The organism is Proteus sp. TSJ240517, assembly GCF_047921575.1.
Taxonomy (GTDB): Bacteria; Pseudomonadota; Gammaproteobacteria; order Enterobacterales; family Enterobacteriaceae; genus Proteus.
In genome coordinates this window covers 171,003-190,313 of sequence record NZ_JBLRMH010000002.1, presented here as the reverse complement: position 1 = coordinate 190,313, position 19,311 = coordinate 171,003, and the positions used below count along the sequence as shown (strand labels likewise).

At 37.9% G+C, this 19,311-nt stretch carries 12 protein-coding genes; 3 read left to right on the top strand and 9 right to left on the bottom strand.

Going from position 1 to position 19,311, the window contains the following annotated elements; genetic code table 11:
• The first annotated feature begins 509 nt into the window (after positions 1-509).
• Positions 510-2,387, top strand: a complete 1,878-nt coding sequence (gene gss, locus ACNARN_RS04465; RefSeq protein ID WP_198632110.1) for a bifunctional glutathionylspermidine amidase/synthase — start codon at positions 510-512, stop codon at positions 2,385-2,387.
• Between the two features lie 179 nt (positions 2,388-2,566).
• On the opposite strand, the gene dsdC is transcribed toward gss, so the two are convergent.
• Positions 2,567-3,511, bottom strand: coding sequence for a DNA-binding transcriptional regulator DsdC (dsdC, locus tag ACNARN_RS04460; RefSeq protein WP_416304194.1), 945 nt, complete (start codon positions 3,509-3,511; stop codon positions 2,567-2,569).
• Between the two features lie 223 nt (positions 3,512-3,734).
• Here dsdC and dsdX point away from each other — a divergent pair, with 223 nt between their 5' ends.
• The gene (gene dsdX, locus ACNARN_RS04455) at positions 3,735-5,072 is read left to right on the top strand and encodes a D-serine transporter DsdX (protein WP_416304193.1); all 1,338 of its coding nucleotides are present in this window, start codon (positions 3,735-3,737) and stop codon (positions 5,070-5,072) included.
• 12 nt (positions 5,073-5,084) lie between these two features.
• Positions 5,085-6,413 carry a D-serine ammonia-lyase gene (locus ACNARN_RS04450; protein ID WP_198619398.1) on the top strand — a complete coding sequence of 443 codons (1,329 nt, stop codon included), beginning with the start codon at positions 5,085-5,087 and terminating at the stop codon, positions 6,411-6,413.
• A 230-nt stretch (positions 6,414-6,643) separates the two neighbouring features.
• On the opposite strand, the gene ACNARN_RS04445 is transcribed toward ACNARN_RS04450, so the two are convergent.
• The 8 genes from ACNARN_RS04445 to ACNARN_RS04410 all read right to left on the bottom strand — a co-directional run bounded on the left by ACNARN_RS04445 (position 6,644) and on the right by ACNARN_RS04410 (position 19,177).
• On the bottom strand, positions 6,644-9,013 hold the full coding sequence (locus tag ACNARN_RS04445; protein ID WP_109371586.1) for a TonB-dependent receptor: 2,370 nt from the start codon (positions 9,011-9,013) through the stop codon (positions 6,644-6,646).
• Positions 9,014-9,028: 15 nt separating this feature from the next.
• On the bottom strand, positions 9,029-11,107 hold the full coding sequence (locus ACNARN_RS04440) for a TonB-dependent receptor domain-containing protein (RefSeq protein ID WP_198632111.1): 2,079 nt from the start codon (positions 11,105-11,107) through the stop codon (positions 9,029-9,031).
• A gap of 216 nt (positions 11,108-11,323) precedes the next feature.
• The gene (gene fbpC, locus ACNARN_RS04435) at positions 11,324-12,364 is read right to left on the bottom strand and encodes a ferric ABC transporter ATP-binding protein (RefSeq protein WP_109371582.1); all 1,041 of its coding nucleotides are present in this window, start codon (positions 12,362-12,364) and stop codon (positions 11,324-11,326) included.
• Between the two features lie 15 nt (positions 12,365-12,379).
• Entirely contained in the window at positions 12,380-14,458 is a 2,079-nt protein-coding gene (locus tag ACNARN_RS04430) for an ABC transporter permease (protein ID WP_416304192.1), read from the bottom strand.
• Between the two features lie 74 nt (positions 14,459-14,532).
• Positions 14,533-15,564 carry an ABC transporter substrate-binding protein gene (locus ACNARN_RS04425; protein ID WP_069368510.1) on the bottom strand — a complete coding sequence of 344 codons (1,032 nt, stop codon included), beginning with the start codon at positions 15,562-15,564 and terminating at the stop codon, positions 14,533-14,535.
• A 2-nt stretch (positions 15,565-15,566) separates the two neighbouring features.
• Entirely contained in the window at positions 15,567-16,919 is a 1,353-nt protein-coding gene (gene uhpC / locus ACNARN_RS04420; protein WP_311747287.1) for an MFS transporter family glucose-6-phosphate receptor UhpC, read from the bottom strand.
• 67 nt (positions 16,920-16,986) lie between these two features.
• Positions 16,987-18,543, bottom strand: a complete 1,557-nt coding sequence (locus tag ACNARN_RS04415) for an MASE1 domain-containing protein (protein WP_416304191.1) — start codon at positions 18,541-18,543, stop codon at positions 16,987-16,989.
• Position 18,544: 1 nt separating this feature from the next.
• Positions 18,545-19,177, bottom strand: coding sequence for a response regulator transcription factor (locus tag ACNARN_RS04410; protein WP_109371574.1), 633 nt, complete (start codon positions 19,175-19,177; stop codon positions 18,545-18,547).
• Between the last annotated feature and the right edge of the window lie 134 nt (positions 19,178-19,311).

The window sequence follows — 19,311 nt, the reverse complement described above, 5'->3', positions numbered from 1 at the left end:
AGCTTGAATGAGTCAAATCCATACTACTGTGTTATCGGTTAATTGGATGAATTATTTATACCCGTTACGTTATAAGATGATATTAATTTTCATTAAACTATTTTGAGATCTTTCTTTTTTCTAGCAGGATAATCGAGGATTTTTTGATAAGCAGTGCTATATATTGCCTAAACACCATTTATTCTGTTATTTATGCTCGCATTTATGATTAATAAAGAGTAAATAATGCAATCACAATAAAAAAGATAAAGCCCTCTTTGACTGTATTTATACTCGAAAATACCTTTTATAGGCTTTTTATAATGGGTTATTTTTGAGTTTTTTTTTATCTCGCTGCGATTTCCCTTCTTAAAATAGCGTCAAACCCAAACAATAATTTTCATTTTATTGTTATTTATAAAATTACATTCACATCTAATAGTCTACGGCGTTAAGATTGTTATCTATAATACTTAGGCAAATTATAAGTATTGCAGGGTAATTATCTATTTATCGTCAAGGTCGAGATTATGAATGTAAAAGATATCATTCGTCATGAACCATTTGGAACATTGCTAGGCTATGCGCCTGGTGGTGTCGCGATTTACTCTTCAGATTACAGCAGTATTGATAAAGAAGACTATGCCGCTAATGATTCATTCCGTAGTTATATTGGTAATGAATATATGGGGCATAAGTGGCAGTGTGTTGAGTTTGCTCGCCGTTTTCTCTATTTACATTATGGAACTGTATTTACTGATGTGGGAATGGCTTATGAGATATTTTCGCTGCGTTTTTTACGCAAAACCATAAATGACGATATATTGCCATTACAAGCCTTTGCCAATGGTAGTAAACAACCACCAGCAGTGGGTGCTTTGCTGATTTGGCAAGAAGGTGGTGAGTTTAAAGTAACAGGGCATGTTGCGGTTATTACTGAAGTGCTTGAAGATAAAATTCGTATTGCGGAACAAAATGTTATCCACACTCGATTACCTGCTGGGCAACAGTGGACTCGAGAATTACCGCTTAAAGTGACGGATAACGGTTACTTTATTCAAGATACTTTTGATAATACAACTCTATTAGGTTGGATGATCCAAACAGAGCCTAATGCTTATAGCCTTCCTCAACCTAAAATTGCGCCTGAACTGTTAGCCATTCATGCGGAAAAACTTGAGAATAAAGGCCAGTTGGATGGCAAATGGTTAGATGAAAGTTCACCGCTAGAAAAAGCGTATGTCGTCGCACAACACGGTCATATCATCAATCAAGATAGCTATGAATATTTCACCATTTCAGAAAGTGCAGAGCAGGAACTTATTCGTGCAAGTAATGAAATGCATTTGATGTATTTGCATGCAACTGAAAAAGTGTTGAAAGACGATAATCTACTGCGTTTATTCGATATTCCTGAAGTGTTGTGGCCTCGTATTCGTTTGTCATGGCAAAACAGACGCCATCAAATGATCACGGGACGATTAGATTTTTGTATGGATGAACGTGGTGTCAAAGTTTATGAATATAATGCTGACTCTGCCTCTTGCCATACCGAAGCTGGCTTAATCATCGAGAAATGGGCACAGAAAGGTGGAATTAAAGAGGGTTTTAACCCTGGTGAACGCTTACTTGATGCATTAGCGGATGCTTGGAAACACTGTGATGCAAAACCTTTTGTGCATATTCTTCAAGATGATGATAGTGAAGAAGATTATCACGCTCTCTTTATGCAACAATCACTGAATCAAGCAGGTTATAACAGTAAAATTCTACGTGGATTAGATGAACTTCATTGGAATAGTCGTGGTCAATTGATTGATGCAGACAAGCGGGTTGTTGAATGTGTTTGGAAAACATGGGCTTGGGAAACAGCATTAGACCAACTAAGAGAAGAGAGTGAACAACAAGCACTGATCCCTATTCGTACAGGGCATCCTGAAGGCGAAGTCCGCTTGGTCGATGTGCTTTTACGTCCTGAAATTACCGTTTTTGAACCTCTTTGGACACTTATTCCTAGTAATAAAGCGATTCTACCTATTTTATGGCAATTGTTCCCTGATAATCCTTATTTGTTAGATACTGATTTCACAGTGACACCTCGTCTTGCACAAAGTGGTTATGCGGTTAAACCGATTGCAGGTCGTTGTGGTAGTAACATTGGTTTAGTCGATCATAAAGATAATGTGTTAGATGAAACCAGTGGTCAGTTTGATCATCAAGAAAATATTTACCAAGAATTATGGTGTTTACCAAAAGTGGCAAATCGTTATATCCAAGTTTGCACCTTTACAGTGGGCGGGCATTATGGCGGTTGTTGTTTACGTTCAGACCCAACTCTGGTTATTAAAAAAGAGAGTGATATTGAACCTTTAATTGTGATTGAAGATAAACACTTTCTAGCTAAATAAGATCATAGACGTTTAGAATTAATAAACGATAGACCCGCCTAATTGGCGGGTTTATTTTAATAAATAATATTCTCAGTGATATGTTTTCTATTTGCGACGATTAAACCTGCATATTTTGCAATAGCGACGATCTGTTGTGTTGAAAAGGTCATCTCTTTCATCGGATTTTCCTTAGAAAATTACATTCTTTCCTTGATTTGTTTTTTCAGCCACTGAATGAAAAGCTGTACTTTAGCATTATTTTTTTCATTTCGAGTGACGAGGTAATAACGCTGAGCACAAAAAAGCTCACTATTATCAAAAGGAATAATTAATTCTTTATTAGCCAGTTGTTTTTGCACTAAACGTTTTCTTCCCATTGCTACTCCTGAGTGGTTAACCGCAGCAATAACAGCAAGATCAGAGCGGTCAAAACAGATATTGCTACGATTAGGAAAAAGTGAAAGCCCCATATATTCACTCCAAGCTCGCCATTCGTCGAAATCAGAGTTATTACTCCAAGCTTGCCTATCATGCAGTAAGGTGCAATTGGATAGATGATGAATATTGCCAATAAGCTCATGTTTTTTAGCATATTCAGGGCTACATACGGGAATAATAGATTCTGAAATTAAATCTTCGCAATAAAGATTTTGTAGTTGTTTATCATCAAAATAAATCGCCAGATCAATGCCATAACCTCGAAAGTTAATATCATCATTTCCTGTGAGTAGATTTAATTCAATAGAGGGATAACGTTCAGTAAAATCTGAAATAAGAGGAACTAACCAACATTGGGCAATAGAAGGTCGTGAATAAACGGTGAGAATGCCTGATACTTCTTGGTTATGAATATCTAAAATTTCTTGGTTAATATCTTCTAGCGTTTTTTTAAGCGCCCAATAAATTCGTTCACCTTCTTCTGTTAACTCTATTCGGCGATGAAAGCGGTCAAATAGCTTGATACCTAATTCTTCTTCTAACGTATTAATACGATGACTAATAGCACTTGGCGTTAAGGACAGTTCTTCTGCTGCTAAAGCGAATGAAAGGTGGCGACCTGTTGCTTCAAAAGTGTGATGTCTTGCTAATTGATAACTAGATAATCGTTTATTTCTTAAAATCACGCTAGAAGATTCAAACATTCTTTTATTCTCGTTTTGTTGTTAATAGTAACGTAGGTTAACAATCAAGCTAATGTTAAGATGAAATACCATGCTGCTACTTATCATAATGTGATTATTTGTGCATTGTGTCACTTATTTGAGTTAATTGATTTCATCTTAGTGTAAATTTTCATCATTTGTAAGTACCGAATGATTAATATTCAATATGATTAACAATAAATAAAATATTTGGGATGGATATATGGATTCAACGTTATGGGTGCTAGGTACTCTTATAATTAGTATCTTGCTCATTGTTTTTACTATAATAAAACTTAAGTTTCATCCGTTTTTAGCCTTACTATTGGCAAGCTTCTTTGTGGGTACTGCAATGAAGATGAATCCTTTAGAAATGGTAAATGCGATTGAAAACGGTATTGGTGGTACGTTAGGATTTTTAGCAGCAATTATCGGTTTAGGAACTATTCTTGGTAAGATGATGGAAATATCAGGTGCCGCAGAACGCATCGGTATTACATTACAAAAATGCCGTTGGTTATCTCCAGACGTTATTATGGTATTGGTTGGCCTTATTTGTGGTATTACACTCTTTGTTGAAGTGGGTGTGGTATTACTGATCCCTCTTGCTTTCTCTATTGCGAAAAAAACAAATACTTCATTATTAAAATTAGCTATTCCATTATGTACAGCATTAATGGCTGTTCACTGTATTGTTCCTCCTCATCCTGCTGCATTATTCGTGACTAATGAATTAGGGGCAGATATGGGAACCGTTATTGTTGCGGGTCTTGCAGTTGGTTTAGTCGCATCTTTAGTGGGTGGTTCTTTATTCTTAAAAATATTAGGTGAACGCTTACCATTTAAAACAGTACCTGAAGAATTTTCTGATATGGAAATTCGTGAAGAAAAAGATTTACCTTCATTAGGTGCCACTCTCTTTACTGTATTACTGCCTATTGTTCTGATGTTGATAAAAACAGCAGCAGAATTAAATATGACAAAGGGAACATCGCTTTATACTGCATTACAGTTTATTGGTAACCCAATTACTGCGATGTTTATTGCTGCCTTTGTTGCTTATTATATTCTAGGTATTCGCCGTAATATGGGCATGAATACGTTATTGAAGAAAACAGAAGATAGCTTTAGCTCTATTGCCAACATCTTATTAATTATTGGTGCGGGTGGTGCTTTTAATGGCATTTTAAAAGGTAGTGGTTTAAGTGAATCTTTAGCGTTAATTCTTTCTAACTTAGATATGCATCCTATTTTATTGGCTTGGTTAGTCGCCATTATCCTTCATGCTGCTGTTGGTTCTGCAACTGTTGCAATGATGGGCGCGACTGCAATTGTTGCACCACTAATGCCTTTATACCCAGACATTAGCCCTGAAATTATTACATTAGCAATTGGTTCAGGTGCTATTGGTTGTACCATCGTCACAGACTCACTGTTTTGGTTAGTGAAACAGTATTGTAATGCAACTTTAAGTGAAACTTTTCGTTTTTACAGTGTCGCGACCTTTATTGCCTCCTTTGTCGCATTAGGCGGTACATTTATGCTTTCTTTTGTCATATAAAAGAGAACGACTATGAACCATATAGATATAAATAAATTAACAAGCAATTTTCCACTAGTTCGTGACTTAGTGGACTTAAAAGAAGTGGTTTGGTTTAACCCAAAAGTGACCACCACTGACCAGGGACTTCCATATGTTGGTTTAACGCAAGATGACGTAATTGACGCACAAGCGAGATTACAACGTTTTGCACCTTATTTAGCAAAAGCATTTCCAGAAACGGCTGTTACTCAAGGAATTATCGAATCAGAAGTGGTTGATATTCCTAAAATGAAAGTCGCACTTGAAAAGCGTTATAACACATCTATTAGCGGTCAATTGCGTTTGAAAAAGGACAGTCATTTACCTATTTCTGGCTCAATTAAAGCGCGTGGTGGGATTTATGAAGTACTGACTCATGCTGAGAAATTAGCGATAAACGCGGGATTGTTGAGCACAGACGATAATTATGAAAAATTATTTTCTGATAAATTTCGTGAATTCTTTAGCCAATATAGTATCGCGGTAGGCTCAACAGGCAACTTAGGTATGTCTATTGGGATCATGAGTGCGAAATTAGGCTTTAGTGTGAGTGTTCATATGTCTGCTGATGCACGTCAGTGGAAGAAAGATAAATTACGTTCTCATGGCGTTAATGTTGTTGAATATGAACAAGATTACAGCATTGCGGTAGAAGAAGGCCGCAAAGAAGCAGAGAAAGATCCTAACTGTTTCTTTATCGATGATGAAAACTCAAAAACATTATTTTTGGGTTATGCGGTAGCGGGATTACGTTTAAAACGCCAATTTGAAGAGCAAGGTGTTCGTGTTGATAGTGAGCATCCTCTGTTTGTTTACCTGCCTTGTGGTGTCGGTGGTGGCCCTGGTGGTGTTGCATTTGGGCTAAAACTGGCATTTGGTGACGCAGTACACTGTTTATTTGCAGAACCAACGCACTCACCTTGTATGTTATTGGGTGTTTATACCCAATTACATGAAGGCATCTCTGTACAAGAGATTGGTATCGATAACGTAACTGCGGCTGATGGTCTTGCTGTCGGTCGTGCATCAGGCTTTGTTGGTCGAGCAATGGAGCGCTTAATTGATGGTTATTACACTATTGATGACCAAGAGCTTTATGACTTACTCAGTTTATTAAATAAAGAAGAAGGGATTAAGTTAGAACCTTCGGCTTTAGCTGGAATGACAGGTGCTGTACATGTCACTCAAGCTAAAGATTATCTGCAAGGATTATCACTAGACAGTCAAAAAATGCAAAATGCAACGCATTTAGTATGGGCTACTGGTGGTGGTATGGTTCCAGCAGATGAAATGCAAAAATATCTCGCTCAAGGAAAATAGAGAGAGAACGGAGGCTATCAGCTTTTGTTCTGATAGCTTCTCAAAAAATAAAGGGAGTAGTACAAGTATTTTTCTAAAACAATAAAAACGTAGCAATATGCTACACCAAGCATTACCTCAAACATTCACACCAGGATGTCACACCAGGGGAAAATGTCGTAGTATTATTATAAAAAAGAGGCACCCATTGGGTGCCTCGCTTACTTTATATCTTGCTAAATTAGAAAATATTAAAAATCAATTTTGATATTCACTCCATAATTTCTACCTGGCAAAGGGGCTAAATATTTCAACTGAGAAGAAGCGGGTCTTGCTTCTGTATTGGTGAGATTATTAATAATAAAATCAACAGAAACATCTAATTTATCAAGATGATATTTTTTGCCAATTCCTGCATCAACTAATGTGTAAGAAGGAAAAGTAATATCCCCACCATACATTAATCCACCACTTTCTTTTTGTTTTTTATAGTAAGTCGCAGTACTAAATGCGGTTAACTCTTCATGCTGATAATTAAGGCTAATACCATGTTTTTCATTGGGAAGATTAGGCAAATAATTACCTGCAATAAAGAGCTTTCTTTTACTTCTGTTTTCAACAAAATCACCAAATAGTGTGAATGTAAGATTATGGTCGTGAGGCATTTCATATAAATATTTAAATTCGTATTCTAAACCTTTTGTTTCAAGATCAGTTTCATCCCATTCCATTACTGTAACGCCACCACGACTTACGCCCGTTAAGCGTCTAAACTTAAAATCGCTATAGTCAGTTTTATACAGATTGAGTTTATTAGAAAAATTACCAATCTCAATAATGGATGATAATTCAATGCTCTTACTTTTTTCTGTATTAAATTTACTGTTTCCTTGTTCTTCAATTAAATAAGCATAGTGGGGACCATGTGTATAAAGTTCATTAATTTCAGGAGCACGATAAGAAATATTTTTTTGTAGCTTTAATGTCCATTCATCAATTGGTGTAAAAGATAAGGCTAATGTATTTGCACTGGTATCAAAATGACGATTTTGCAGATTTGAACCTTGTCCTCGACCGCTATTATAATTATCGGGAATATTTAGATGATGATGGGTATAGCCTTTACGGTATCCCGCAGTAATTTCAAAAGGAGATAAATTTAACGACTCAACCCAATATATTCCATACTCTTTGGTTAATACACTTGGTAAATAAGCATCATAGCCAGACGTTTTCAGATCACGATAATTACCGTTAATTCCGACAGCACCATTAAGACGATTAAATAGCGGAGTATGTGCAGTTTCTATCGCTAATTGATGGCTTTTAGTGTTAAATACCGATGATGCAATTTGACCGACCAACTCCTCATCTTTCGATTCAGAATAAGAGTAATAAAAAGCGCTGTCTCTGAAAAAGGGCGTTAAGTGATAATGTTTTCCTTGTATATCTATTCGTCGATTATGGTTTGAAACTGAAATAGGTTTGTACATTTCTCGTGTCGTTTTCGACGTGAGATAAGCATATCCTGGTACACCATAAGATGTTTGAAAATCAGTAATAGATAGGCCTAAATAACCATCATCTTCAATATAAGAGAGTGATGCATTACCACTTTGGCTTTTTAAAAAGCTATTAGGAATTTCTTTATTATTATTTTCAACATAATGCTTAGGCGGTGTTACATGTTCAATGGATGTGGGACTGCCGGGTTTATATTGTGAGTTAGCTTCATTATCAACATAACCAATACCTGAAAAATAATCTTTATCTTTAAAAGTATATTTATCATCTTCGCTTAATTCATATTCAACTTTGTATTTTTTCCAAAACTCACTAATGTAAGGGTAAGCTTCAGGATTACGGCTGGTAAACACTTTCATATCAACTTGGCATTGATCACGTAACGCAAAGTGACTTTTTAGTTGTTGATAGCTATAACAAGGTGCTGCTTTAGAATGTGTTGGAATTTTATATCTAGTAACTCGTTTAGTGGCACCCGAAATATTAAAAACCCAGTTTTCTTCATTACTGAATTTAATATTTGCTGATCCACCATTACCGTTATTGGTACTTCCATTAAATGTCACGGCGCCTGAAATCGCTTTTTCAGGCAACTGTGTCATTATCCTATCATCCCACAAATGAATTGCACCACCACTGCTACTACCTCCATAAAGTAGTGCTTCAGAGTTTTTACTGATCGATATTTCATTAATTCTGTTCATATCAATGGGAATAGGCATATTTCCGCTGATAAATGAAACATCATTAATAGGAAGATTATTGACTAAAATGCCCACTCTATTTCCAGACATGCTACGAATAACGGGTCTTGCGGCATTAGGGCCAAAACCTTCTGCTTGTACTCCTGCGACTTTTGAAACGGTATTACCAATGGTATTGGACTTTATTTGTTCAAGTTGTTTTCCTTTTATCTCTTCCCGATTATTCAGTAACAATGAAGAGAAAGTCTCTTTGTTTTTTATTGATGTTGCTTTAACAGTAATAACATCGTTTGGTATTTCTTTTCCTTTGCTTTTATCTTCATTATTCTCTTTTCCATATAAAGGAGACGACAAAAGCATAAGTAAAATAATAGAGAATTTACTTTTTTTCATAATTATTTTTTATACTTAGAATGTAAGAGTAGTGCCTAATATGATATTACGACCTGGTAAATACATTTCATCTTTAATATAAGAGGTACTGTCTTTTCCTTTTGCATCAAAGATATTATTAACTTTGGCATACAAGGTATAATTGGTATTATCTAAATAGCCAATATATTCACTACCTAAGCTAACTGTATTGTAAGATGCTGTTGGCGTTTCATATTCGGCTGTTTTATTCTGTTTTCCAAAGTGATCAACCCGAATTTGTCCATTTAGATTTTCTGTTAAACTATGTTTAATATAAACGCTTAATCGATAAGCGGGGATCCTTGGAATATTTCCTTTATTATGCAGTAAATTTGCTCTGACATAATCACCAGAAATACCAATTAAGCTATCTTGGTGATAGTAATAGTCAATATTACCTTCTACACCTTTGAATTGAGCATCATGTTGTACGTATTGTAATGGTCGATATCCATTATTTAATTCAGCGCCAGTAAACTTGCCATAAATATAATTATCAATATGGTTATAATAGGTACTAATATTGAATTGAATATCACCTGTTACTTTAGTTATCCCAATATCAATATTATTTGCCGTCTCTGCGGTTAAATTAGGATCGCCTTTTTCAATAGTTCGACTTGCAGCATGAACACCATTCGCGTAAAGCTCTTCTGCAACAGGTAATCTTTTCGTGTGTGATAGTGATAAATTTAAAAAATAATCTTGTGTAAAATTCCACGCTAATCCAGCAGAAATCGAAGATGCACTCTGTTTATTGTTTTTTTGAGTTTCTCTATTTAACAGTGATTGCCACTCTTGGCGAAAACCTAATTCATAGCGAAAATCGCCGAATTGGTATTCTTCTAATAAAAAGAGTGAGTGATTTTTTGTTTTTGTTGACGGTACATAAGCCTCTTCTCCATAAGCACTAAAATCACGTTGATTAAATTGCCCGCCAATAACACCATGCCAGCCTAAAATAGGTTGATGTGTGAAAGAAAATCTTAATTCATCTCCTTTGTTTTTAAATTGGGTACTAACTTCATGACCTTCTTTTTCATCATGATGATAATGGGTTCTGGCCGCACTGAAACGTACCGATTCAATACCGGCAAATGGGTTACTTTTTTCACCACGAAGATCCCATCGTTTACTCTCCATAATAATATAGGGAATGCCATGCTCATGTTGTTCATCAGGGTATTCATGATTGTGATCATGATGATGATGACCAACTAAAGGTGGGTGAGTAGGGGCGTGATGATGCTCCTCCTCATGATCATGAAAATGAGTATGACCAGGTAATCCATATCGGCGATGTTGCTCACCATAGCCAATTCCAATATAACCCTCATCAAAGATCCATGATGCACCGATATTTGCAGATTGGTTATCTTGATAAGAACCAGCTAAGCGGCTTGCTTCCCCTTGATGTAATGGCTCGGGTTGTTTGTAGTTACTTTGGTAACGTTTCGTGCCTTCAATACGCAGAGCTAAATTATCTTGCCCTAATGTCAAACCTGCTGCACCGGTATTTCCTTTAGAAACAGAATCATATTGATAATGTAATTCGCCATCGTAACCTTTTTCAGGCACTGACATAGGAATTTTGCTATCAATAACATTAATGGCGCCACCGATTGTGCCTCCTCCATAAAGTAATGCTGAAGATCCTTTTAATACTTCAATACGCTGGCTTAAAAAAGGTTCGCTCGTGATTGCGTGATCTGCACCAATCGACGATACATCCATAAGATCACTACCACTGTGCAATACTTTTACTCGGTTGCCTGACATCCCACGAATAACGGGATGCACTGAGCCTCCACCAAAAAAACTGGCATGAAAACCGGGTAGAGATGTCAATGTTTCAGCAATAGATGCACTACGATTAGCGCGTAACTCTTCTTGTGTAATGACAGCAACGGGTGTTGCCATTTTTTCTTGTGGTGTTTGTAAAGGCGTTGAATAAACCTTTAATACCTCATTTTGTGGTTTTTCTTCTGATTTCGTTGTGGTGTTTGCGTTTGCAAATAATGAATAACTTATTGAAATAAAAAGCGTTGTGTAACTAAAAACAGATTTTTTCATTTTACTTACCTCCTTTATTTTATAATGTTATAACATAACATTTTGTAAATATTGTAAGTAAATATAATTATCATTAGCAAGTGGTGATTTTTTCAAAATGATAATATTTTTATAACTTATTGTAATTTATATATAAAAATATTTTCTCTGAAAGAGGGAGAAGAGATGAAAAAAGGCACCTCAAAGGTGCCTTTAAGATAAATAAGATAAAGACGCTTATTCTAAGATAAACATACCATAAGGGTGAATTTGCAGATAATAACTGTCACCTACATTCGGCTGAAGCTGTGTGGCATTGACTTGTAATAGCAAGGTTTGATTTTGCCATTCTACCGTGACTTCATATTGTGGTCCCATGTAAGCCACATGCACTATTTTACATTGCTGACAGACATCGCCTTGTTGAGATAAGGTAATCGCTTCTGGTCTAACTCCAACTCTAACTTCGGTTTTAGTCGTATTAAATGTATCTGGTTTTGGTAGGCGATATTGGAAAATATCAACATAATCAGCGCCCAATGTGGCTGGGAATAAGTTTGCATCTCCCATAAAGCTTGCCATAAATTCAGATGCGGGTTGGCGATAAAGATTTTGTGGTGAACCTAATTGCATTATCTTGCCTTTATTCATCACTAAAACCATATCAGAAACGGCAAATGCTTCACTTTGGTCATGAGTGACATAAAGAGACGTGATATTAAACTGTTGTTGTAATTCACGAATTTTCTCTCTCATACTACGACGTAAGTTAGCATCAAGGTTACTCAATGGTTCATCAAAAAGCAGCACTTTAGGTTTCAAAATTAAGGCGCGAGCTAATGCAACACGTTGTTGTTGACCACCTGAAATTTGGTCAACAAAACGGTCTTCAAAGCCTGCTAAATCCACCAGCTCTAAGGCTTCAGAAACACGTTGTTTGATTTCAGCCTTAGGACGCCCCAGCATTTTTAAGCCATAGCCAATATTTTCGCCCAACGACATATGAGGGAAAAGGGCATAAGACTGAAACACCATACAGATGTCGCGTTGCTGGATCGAACGGTCGGTAACATCTTCGCCATCGATAAAAATTTTGCCTTCTGTCGGTTTTTCTAACCCTGCCACTAAACGTAATACGGTTGTTTTACCGCAACCTGAAGGCCCTAATAATGAAACCATTTTGCCTTGTGGAATAGACAAACTGAGATCTTCAATCACCGTGTTAGTGCCAAAACGCTTAATTACATTTTTCAGTTCAACGAAATGTTGTTGTGTCATGATTTATACTCCGTATTACTGTGCATTTTTGGCTTTAGAGCGTGAAACACGGGCTTCGCCAATCAAATAGTCAAATAAGAAAATAATTGCCAACATCACGACGATTAAAATCGAGCCGTAGGCAATTGCGACGCCGTATTCACCATCTTCAACGCGGTTTAAAATATAAGCGGTTGCAACGCGTGTATCTGGTGTAACAAGGAAAACGATGGCACTGACTGTCGTTATCGCACGCACAAAGCTATAAATCAGCGCAGATAAAATAGCAGGGCGTAATAACGGTAACAGCACATAGAAAATGGTTCTCATTGAGTTCGCTCTTAAACTTAGAGAAGCTTCATCAAGCGATTTATCAATTTGCCCTAATCCCGCAATACCCGCACGTATTCCCACAGGCACGTTACGCATTGTCATAGAGATAATCACAATTGCCGCCGTTCCCGTTAAATAGAAAGGCGAGTCGTTAAACGCAAGAATATAAGAGACACCTGCGACGGTTCCTGGTACGGCAAAACAAAGCATGGTTGTGAACTCGATACTTTTTTTACCTTTAAAGTCTTGGCGCACCACGATATAGGCAATTAATAGTCCGAGAATTGCCGTGATCGGCGCGGCGATACCCGCATATAACAAGGTATCTAATAATGAAGGCCATGCACCGTCACTCATTCCTTGACCAAATAATTTGATAAAGTTATCGAGTGTTAAGGTGTAATCAACTCCCCAGTTAACGGTAAAGCTACCGTAGAAAATACTGCCATAGAGCAGGATATTAAAGACAACCCAAATACCTAAAACAGTAGTCACAAATGCGATCAGTGACGATGGAAGAGGTTGAACATCACCGCGATAAGATTTACCTGATACCGTGACGTAAGAGCGTTTACCAATCCACATATACTGCACACAGAACACTAATAGTGAGAAAACTAACAGTGATGCGCCTAATGTACTGGCTGATTGATAATCAAGCTGAGAGCCTGTGATATAGAAATAAATTTGTGTGGCGATAACGTCAAAGTTGCCTCCTAAAACTAACGGATTACTAAAGTCAGCAAGAGATTGCACAATTACAATTAAAAACGCATTGGCTAACGCAGGTTTAAGCAACGGCATAAAGACGTTAAAGAAAGTTTGATAACGGTTTGCTCTTAAGGTGTAAGAGGCTTCTTCTAATGAAGGATGAATGGTTTTAATGGCGCCATCTAAAATCATAAATGACATAGGGGTAAAGGCGAGCACTTGCGCCAACCAAATCCCTGTAAAGCCATATAACCAGTTGGTATTTTCAAGTCCTGCGTAAGTGGCCAGAAACTCTGTCACATAACCCGAACGTCCCATCATTAACGTCACCCCTAAACCGACAACAAAAGGTGGTGTAACAATAGGTAAGATAGAAAATACACGGCCGATAATGGCAGAGCGCACCGCAATACGTGACGTATAAATGGCCAGTATTAAACCAAAGAAAGTACAACCTATCCCCACAGCAATAGAAAGCACAATTGAGTTAAGCATCACTTGCACAATATGGGCTTGGCTTAAAATCGCGATAAACTCAAAAGGTGCAAAATTGCCCGCGCTATCTTTAAACATCGGAATAAAAATAGCGATACTAGGGAAGATAATAAAGACGCCAATCAGTGCAACAACAGCTATCAAAGAGCCGATAACAAAGCTATCACCGCCCAGCCATTCAAGGCGTGTTAAGGTGGTTTTCATGATCATTCCCAGAGAAATAAAAAGGATGATCGCAGAATAACCTAAGCCACGCCCTTCAAGGGTTGCACTGACTATCGTAATAAATGCACAAAATAGGGCAAAACCCGCATCAAAATAGTGGCGAGAGCGATTTTCACGTTTAGGTGCAGTTAATGGGCGAAATAGCAGTAAACTCGGTAATAAAAACCAGAGCCAACTGATATTTAGGCTACTCCAGCCATAAGAGGTGAGCAATTCATCTGCTGTTGAGTCTAAAAGACCGTAGTCAAGGCTCCATGATGGCAGTAACGCAAATGCCATCCATGCAATTAGGATCCATAAAAATATGGGATCCCGCCTCTTTTTTTCAGGTAAAGCGAGTGTGTGAGACATAAATCCCCCGAGAGTAAATGTATTTATTATTATGAGAAAAAGAGAGCGAGAGGTTATCTCGCTCTGTTAATGAGCTATTTACCCATTTTTACTTCGGTAACCCACTTATTAATCAGTTCCTTACGTACTTCACTATCGCCATATTTATCCATGTCGTAGTTAATGAGTTTTAAGTCTGATAATTTCAGTGCCATAGGTGAAGATTCAGCCGAGGTATTGGTTAGAATTTGGTAAGATTTACCTTCTTTCCAGCTAATTTCCTGCGCTTCTTTTGAGAGTGTCCAATCTACGAATAATTTTGCGTTATCCATATTGCGGGCATTTTTAATGATACTGACACCACCGATTTCATACCCTGTACCTTCACAAGGCGAGATCAATTCAAGTGGGGCGCCATTTTCAACTTCTAATGAGTAATCATGTAGGAAACCAATACCAATGGCTGCTTCACCACGGGCTGCATTTCGTGCAGGAGCAATACCTGATTTGGTGTATTGAGAGATATTTGTATTGATTTTCTTCAGGTAATCAAAGGCTTGTTCAGTGCCCCATAATTGATCAAAGGTTGCCAGTGCAGTGTAAGCCGTACCTGAGCTTTGTGGATCAGCAATTTGAATTTCGCCTTTGTATTCAGGCTTAATTAAATCTTTCCAGCAGGTTGGAATAGCAATGCCTTTTTCTTTTAAGCGATCTTTATTGACGCCAAAACCTAAAATACCGACATAGACCGCAGAAGAGTAGTTTCCTTTGCGTTTAGCTGGATCACGAAATTGTGGCATGATCTGATCGAGATTAGGAGAAACGTAAGGCTCTAGCAGATCCATTTCACCCGCTTGTGAGTGAGGATCCATTGTACCGCCATACCAAACGTCAGCTTGTGGGTTACGTTTTTCAGCTTCAATTTTAGCTAAAGTACTCCCAGAACCATTACGAACGAAGGTAGTTTTAACATCATACTTTTCGGCGAAGGCTTTTGTTTCAGCTTCACACATCGCATTTGTTGCACTACAGTAAACGACTAAGCGACCAGCCGCATTTGTTGATAAGCTAACCGCAGAAAGAGCCAGACCAGCAGCAACGAGTGTAGAGAGGGTTTTCAATTTCATGTTCAGAACCTTTTAAATGTGTCGTCATCGGAAAATGAAAGTGGGCCAACTGAATGCTCTTGTTTGCTAACATCAGCAATCAACAACGGCATTAGTAAGAGTCCCATTAAGGCCGCAGCACTGGTTAATAATGCAAACATCCCAGTCCAACCATAATGCGCCATGACCTGACTTAATGGCCAACCTGCCATTGCCGCCCCTAAATAGGCATACAATCCCAAGTAGCCAGTTACCGTGCCTGCTGCGTTTTTATGGCAATATTCTGTTGCAGCAAGCCCGATTAACATCTGTGGTCCGAACACAAAAAAACCGATACTAAAAAAACAGGCTGCGAGTAACGCATAATGATGAATTGGAATTAACCAAAGTGCTGTTACTGCGGTAAAAAGCCCGAGTGAAAACAGCAATATCATTGGTGCTCGTTGGCCGCGGAATAATAAATCCGAGCCCCAGCCTGAACATAACGCCCCGAGCAAGCCACCTACTTCAAACAAAGAAAGAATGGCATTTGCACTTAATAAATTGGCGCCATGTGTCTCTGATAACCAGATATTTCCCCAATCGTTTATCGCCATACGTATGAGATAAACCAAAATATAAGAAAACCCTAGCAACCAAATCATTCGGTTAAATAAAATGCTCTCTTTCAAAATAGTTAGCATAGGTTTAGGCGGAGAGGCTTGTTCTTGACGTAATTCAAACACATCGCGCCGCCACACACCCACAGTAGGAAGTCCTTCTTCTGCGGGAGTCCCTTTTAATCGTACACACAACCATAGCCCGATGATGATGCCGATAATACCGGGAACAAGCAGTGCGACTTGCCAACTATAATGCGTCGCTAGCCACGCAGTTAAAATGGGAAGACTCATCCCGCCAAGGTTGATTGAGATATTCCATAATCCCCACCAGAAGCCACGTTCATTGCGTGAATACCAGTGTGTTAACAACCTTGCACAAGGTGGCCATCCAAAGCCTTGAAAGAAACCATTTAGTGCCCAGACCAAAAGCAGTGCAGGAAACGAAAGACAATAGGCAAAGATAATATTCATAATGCCTGTCATTACTAATCCAACACCCATAAACCAGCGGTATCCCCACTTATCGTGGAAAATACCAGAAACAAATTTAGATAAACCGTAAGTGAGATAAAAAAGGCTGGCTATCCAACCGATATCTCCTTTATCTAAATTCAATTCAACTTGCATAACGGGCATCACAAAGTTGACGCTTTTACGTGTGAGGTAGAAGGTGGCATAACCAATAATCATCGACAGCATTAAATTTTTGCGCCAAAAGTTATAGGTCTTATTTATTGATGCCGAATTTTTACCTGACATAACATCCTCTTTGATGTTGCAAATGTAAAAAAAATGTCGCGAAAAAGAATGAGATAAGGTTGTAGATGACTAAGACTTATTCTTAGTTTTCACTGTTTTCTTTTGAATTTGTGGGTAAGTTAACAATTATTTTCGTACCGTGATGATTTACCACTTCCCATTCTCCACCTAAAGCACGAATGCGTTCTTCAATTCCGCGTAATCCAAAGCCACTACTTTGTTGTGCTGATAATGACGTGGGTAACATGCCAATACCATTATCACTAATCATCAGTCGTAATCGGTTTTGGTTTTGAGTCAGTGAGATTTGGATATAGGTCGCGTTGGCGTGTTTACTAATGTTGTTTAACAGCTCTTGTACTAAACGGTAGAGGGTAAAAATAATGGTTTCATTTTTAGGCTCTTTATCTAACGAGTAATTAAAATTACAGATGATACCGTTGTCATCAAAAGCAAACTCATTAATTAAATGGTGAAGGGCTTTTTCAAGCGACATTTCTTCTAAAACAGGAGGGCGTAATTGTCGGAGTAGTTGACGTGTAGATTGATGAATTTGCAGTGCAAGCCGTTCGATTTGTTCCCCTGTTTGGCGCGTTTTATCGTTATCAGCCATCTTTTTTACTAACATTGATTGAATTTGGATGGCTGTAATATTTTGCCCAATCTCATCATGTAATTCACGAGCAATGGCTTTTTTCACATCTTCTTCGGTGTGAACAAGTTGCTCCATTAGTTCGCGTCTAGCTTGAAGTTCTTGCTCTAAGCGTAATCGATAGTGACGTAAATTATGGGCTAATTGCTGTTGACGGCTTATTGCTATCCCTAAACCAATGCCAATAATAGCTTGCGTAGTTAAAAACATTTCTAACTCACGTAAGTCATTAAACGCGCCATTAACTTGTCGAGCAAAGGTGATAATTAAGCTGCCTAATATTGCAGATAATACGCCGCCTTGCCAGCCATAACGATACGCCATAAATACATTAGGGATAAAAACAAGAATAACTAATAAGCGTTCTATTTCGGGTGTTAAGAAAAACTGTGCACTTAATCCGATAAGGCAAAATAGAAATCCCCACATGAGTAAGGGGGTTCTTAATGGCGGATCGAGTGTGCCGTCAGAGACTAAAGTGCGACTTTGTAATTCGCGTAGATATTCATAAAGTAAAAAAACAAAAGGGGCGAGTAATATGCCACCAGTAACGGATGTCAGAAAAATACCGCTGGTGGTATTAATTACAAAACCAAGAATAAAGGCTTGTAGCAGGCTATTAAAGCCAACGGCACTAATTAATAGGGTTAGGCGTTGCCAATAAAGAGGATATCGCCACCAAATACGCTGAACTTCTAACGCGATAATAAGGCTTAGTATTGGTGAGAGATAAATAATGGCGTGGGTAATTAATTGCTCTTGCGCTAACCAGTAATAAAGCCCCCATTCAGCAAATAACATTGGTAGCCAAAAACGCCGCCAAAGTAAAATTATTAGGGCTAATCGTAGACCTTGAGGTAAGAAAAGGGCGGCTTGTTGCCCGTTTTTACTTAAATAGAAGCCAATCACCCAAAGCGATAGCCAAAGTAAAGAGTAGGTGAGTAATAAAAAGAGGGATTGAAGAAAAAAACGCAGTCCCCTTTTCATTTTACAGCGAGCCTGTAATCAATTGATTTTTTAAGGCGAAATGAACCAGATCGATAGTGGTTTCACAGCTTAATTTACCAAGAACATTGGCTCGATGAACGTGAACGGTTTTGTGGCTAAGGTTAAGTTGTACCGCAATTGTTTTGACATTAACGCCTTGAACTAAAAGATTGAAAATCTCTCTTTCGCGAGGTGTTAACGTATGTAATGCATCTTCTTTTTCGGGTGTTTGTCGTAACGCTTTCATTGCATCAGAACAAAGATAACAGCCACCTTGATGTACAGCGCGTACGGCTTGTACTAACTCTTCAGGGCCACAACGTTTTGTTAAATAACCGCGGGCGCCCGAATCTAATGCGCTTTGAACAAAAGCGGGCGTATCGTAGATACTTAAAATAATGGTGCGAAAATCAGGGCGCTTTTGTTTTAAGCGACTTTGGAGTTGTAGACCACTTTCGCCAGGCATAGAGAGATCCATCACAGCAACATCAATATCGTCATGTGCTAAATAAGGCCATGCTTCTTGCCCATTAGAATATTCACCCACGATATGAATATCGGGTTCTAACATTAAGAGTTGTGCAAATCCTGAACGCACAACAATGTGATCATCTACTAAAGCAACTTTTATCATAATTTTTTATTAGTCAGAGAGTAGTCAGACAATACTTATATGATTTATAACAAGCTACAGAAAGATAAGCGAGGAAAAATGGAGAAGAAACACGGTTTTGAATCTTATGTCTCGTTTTTGTCGTGGTGAATCGT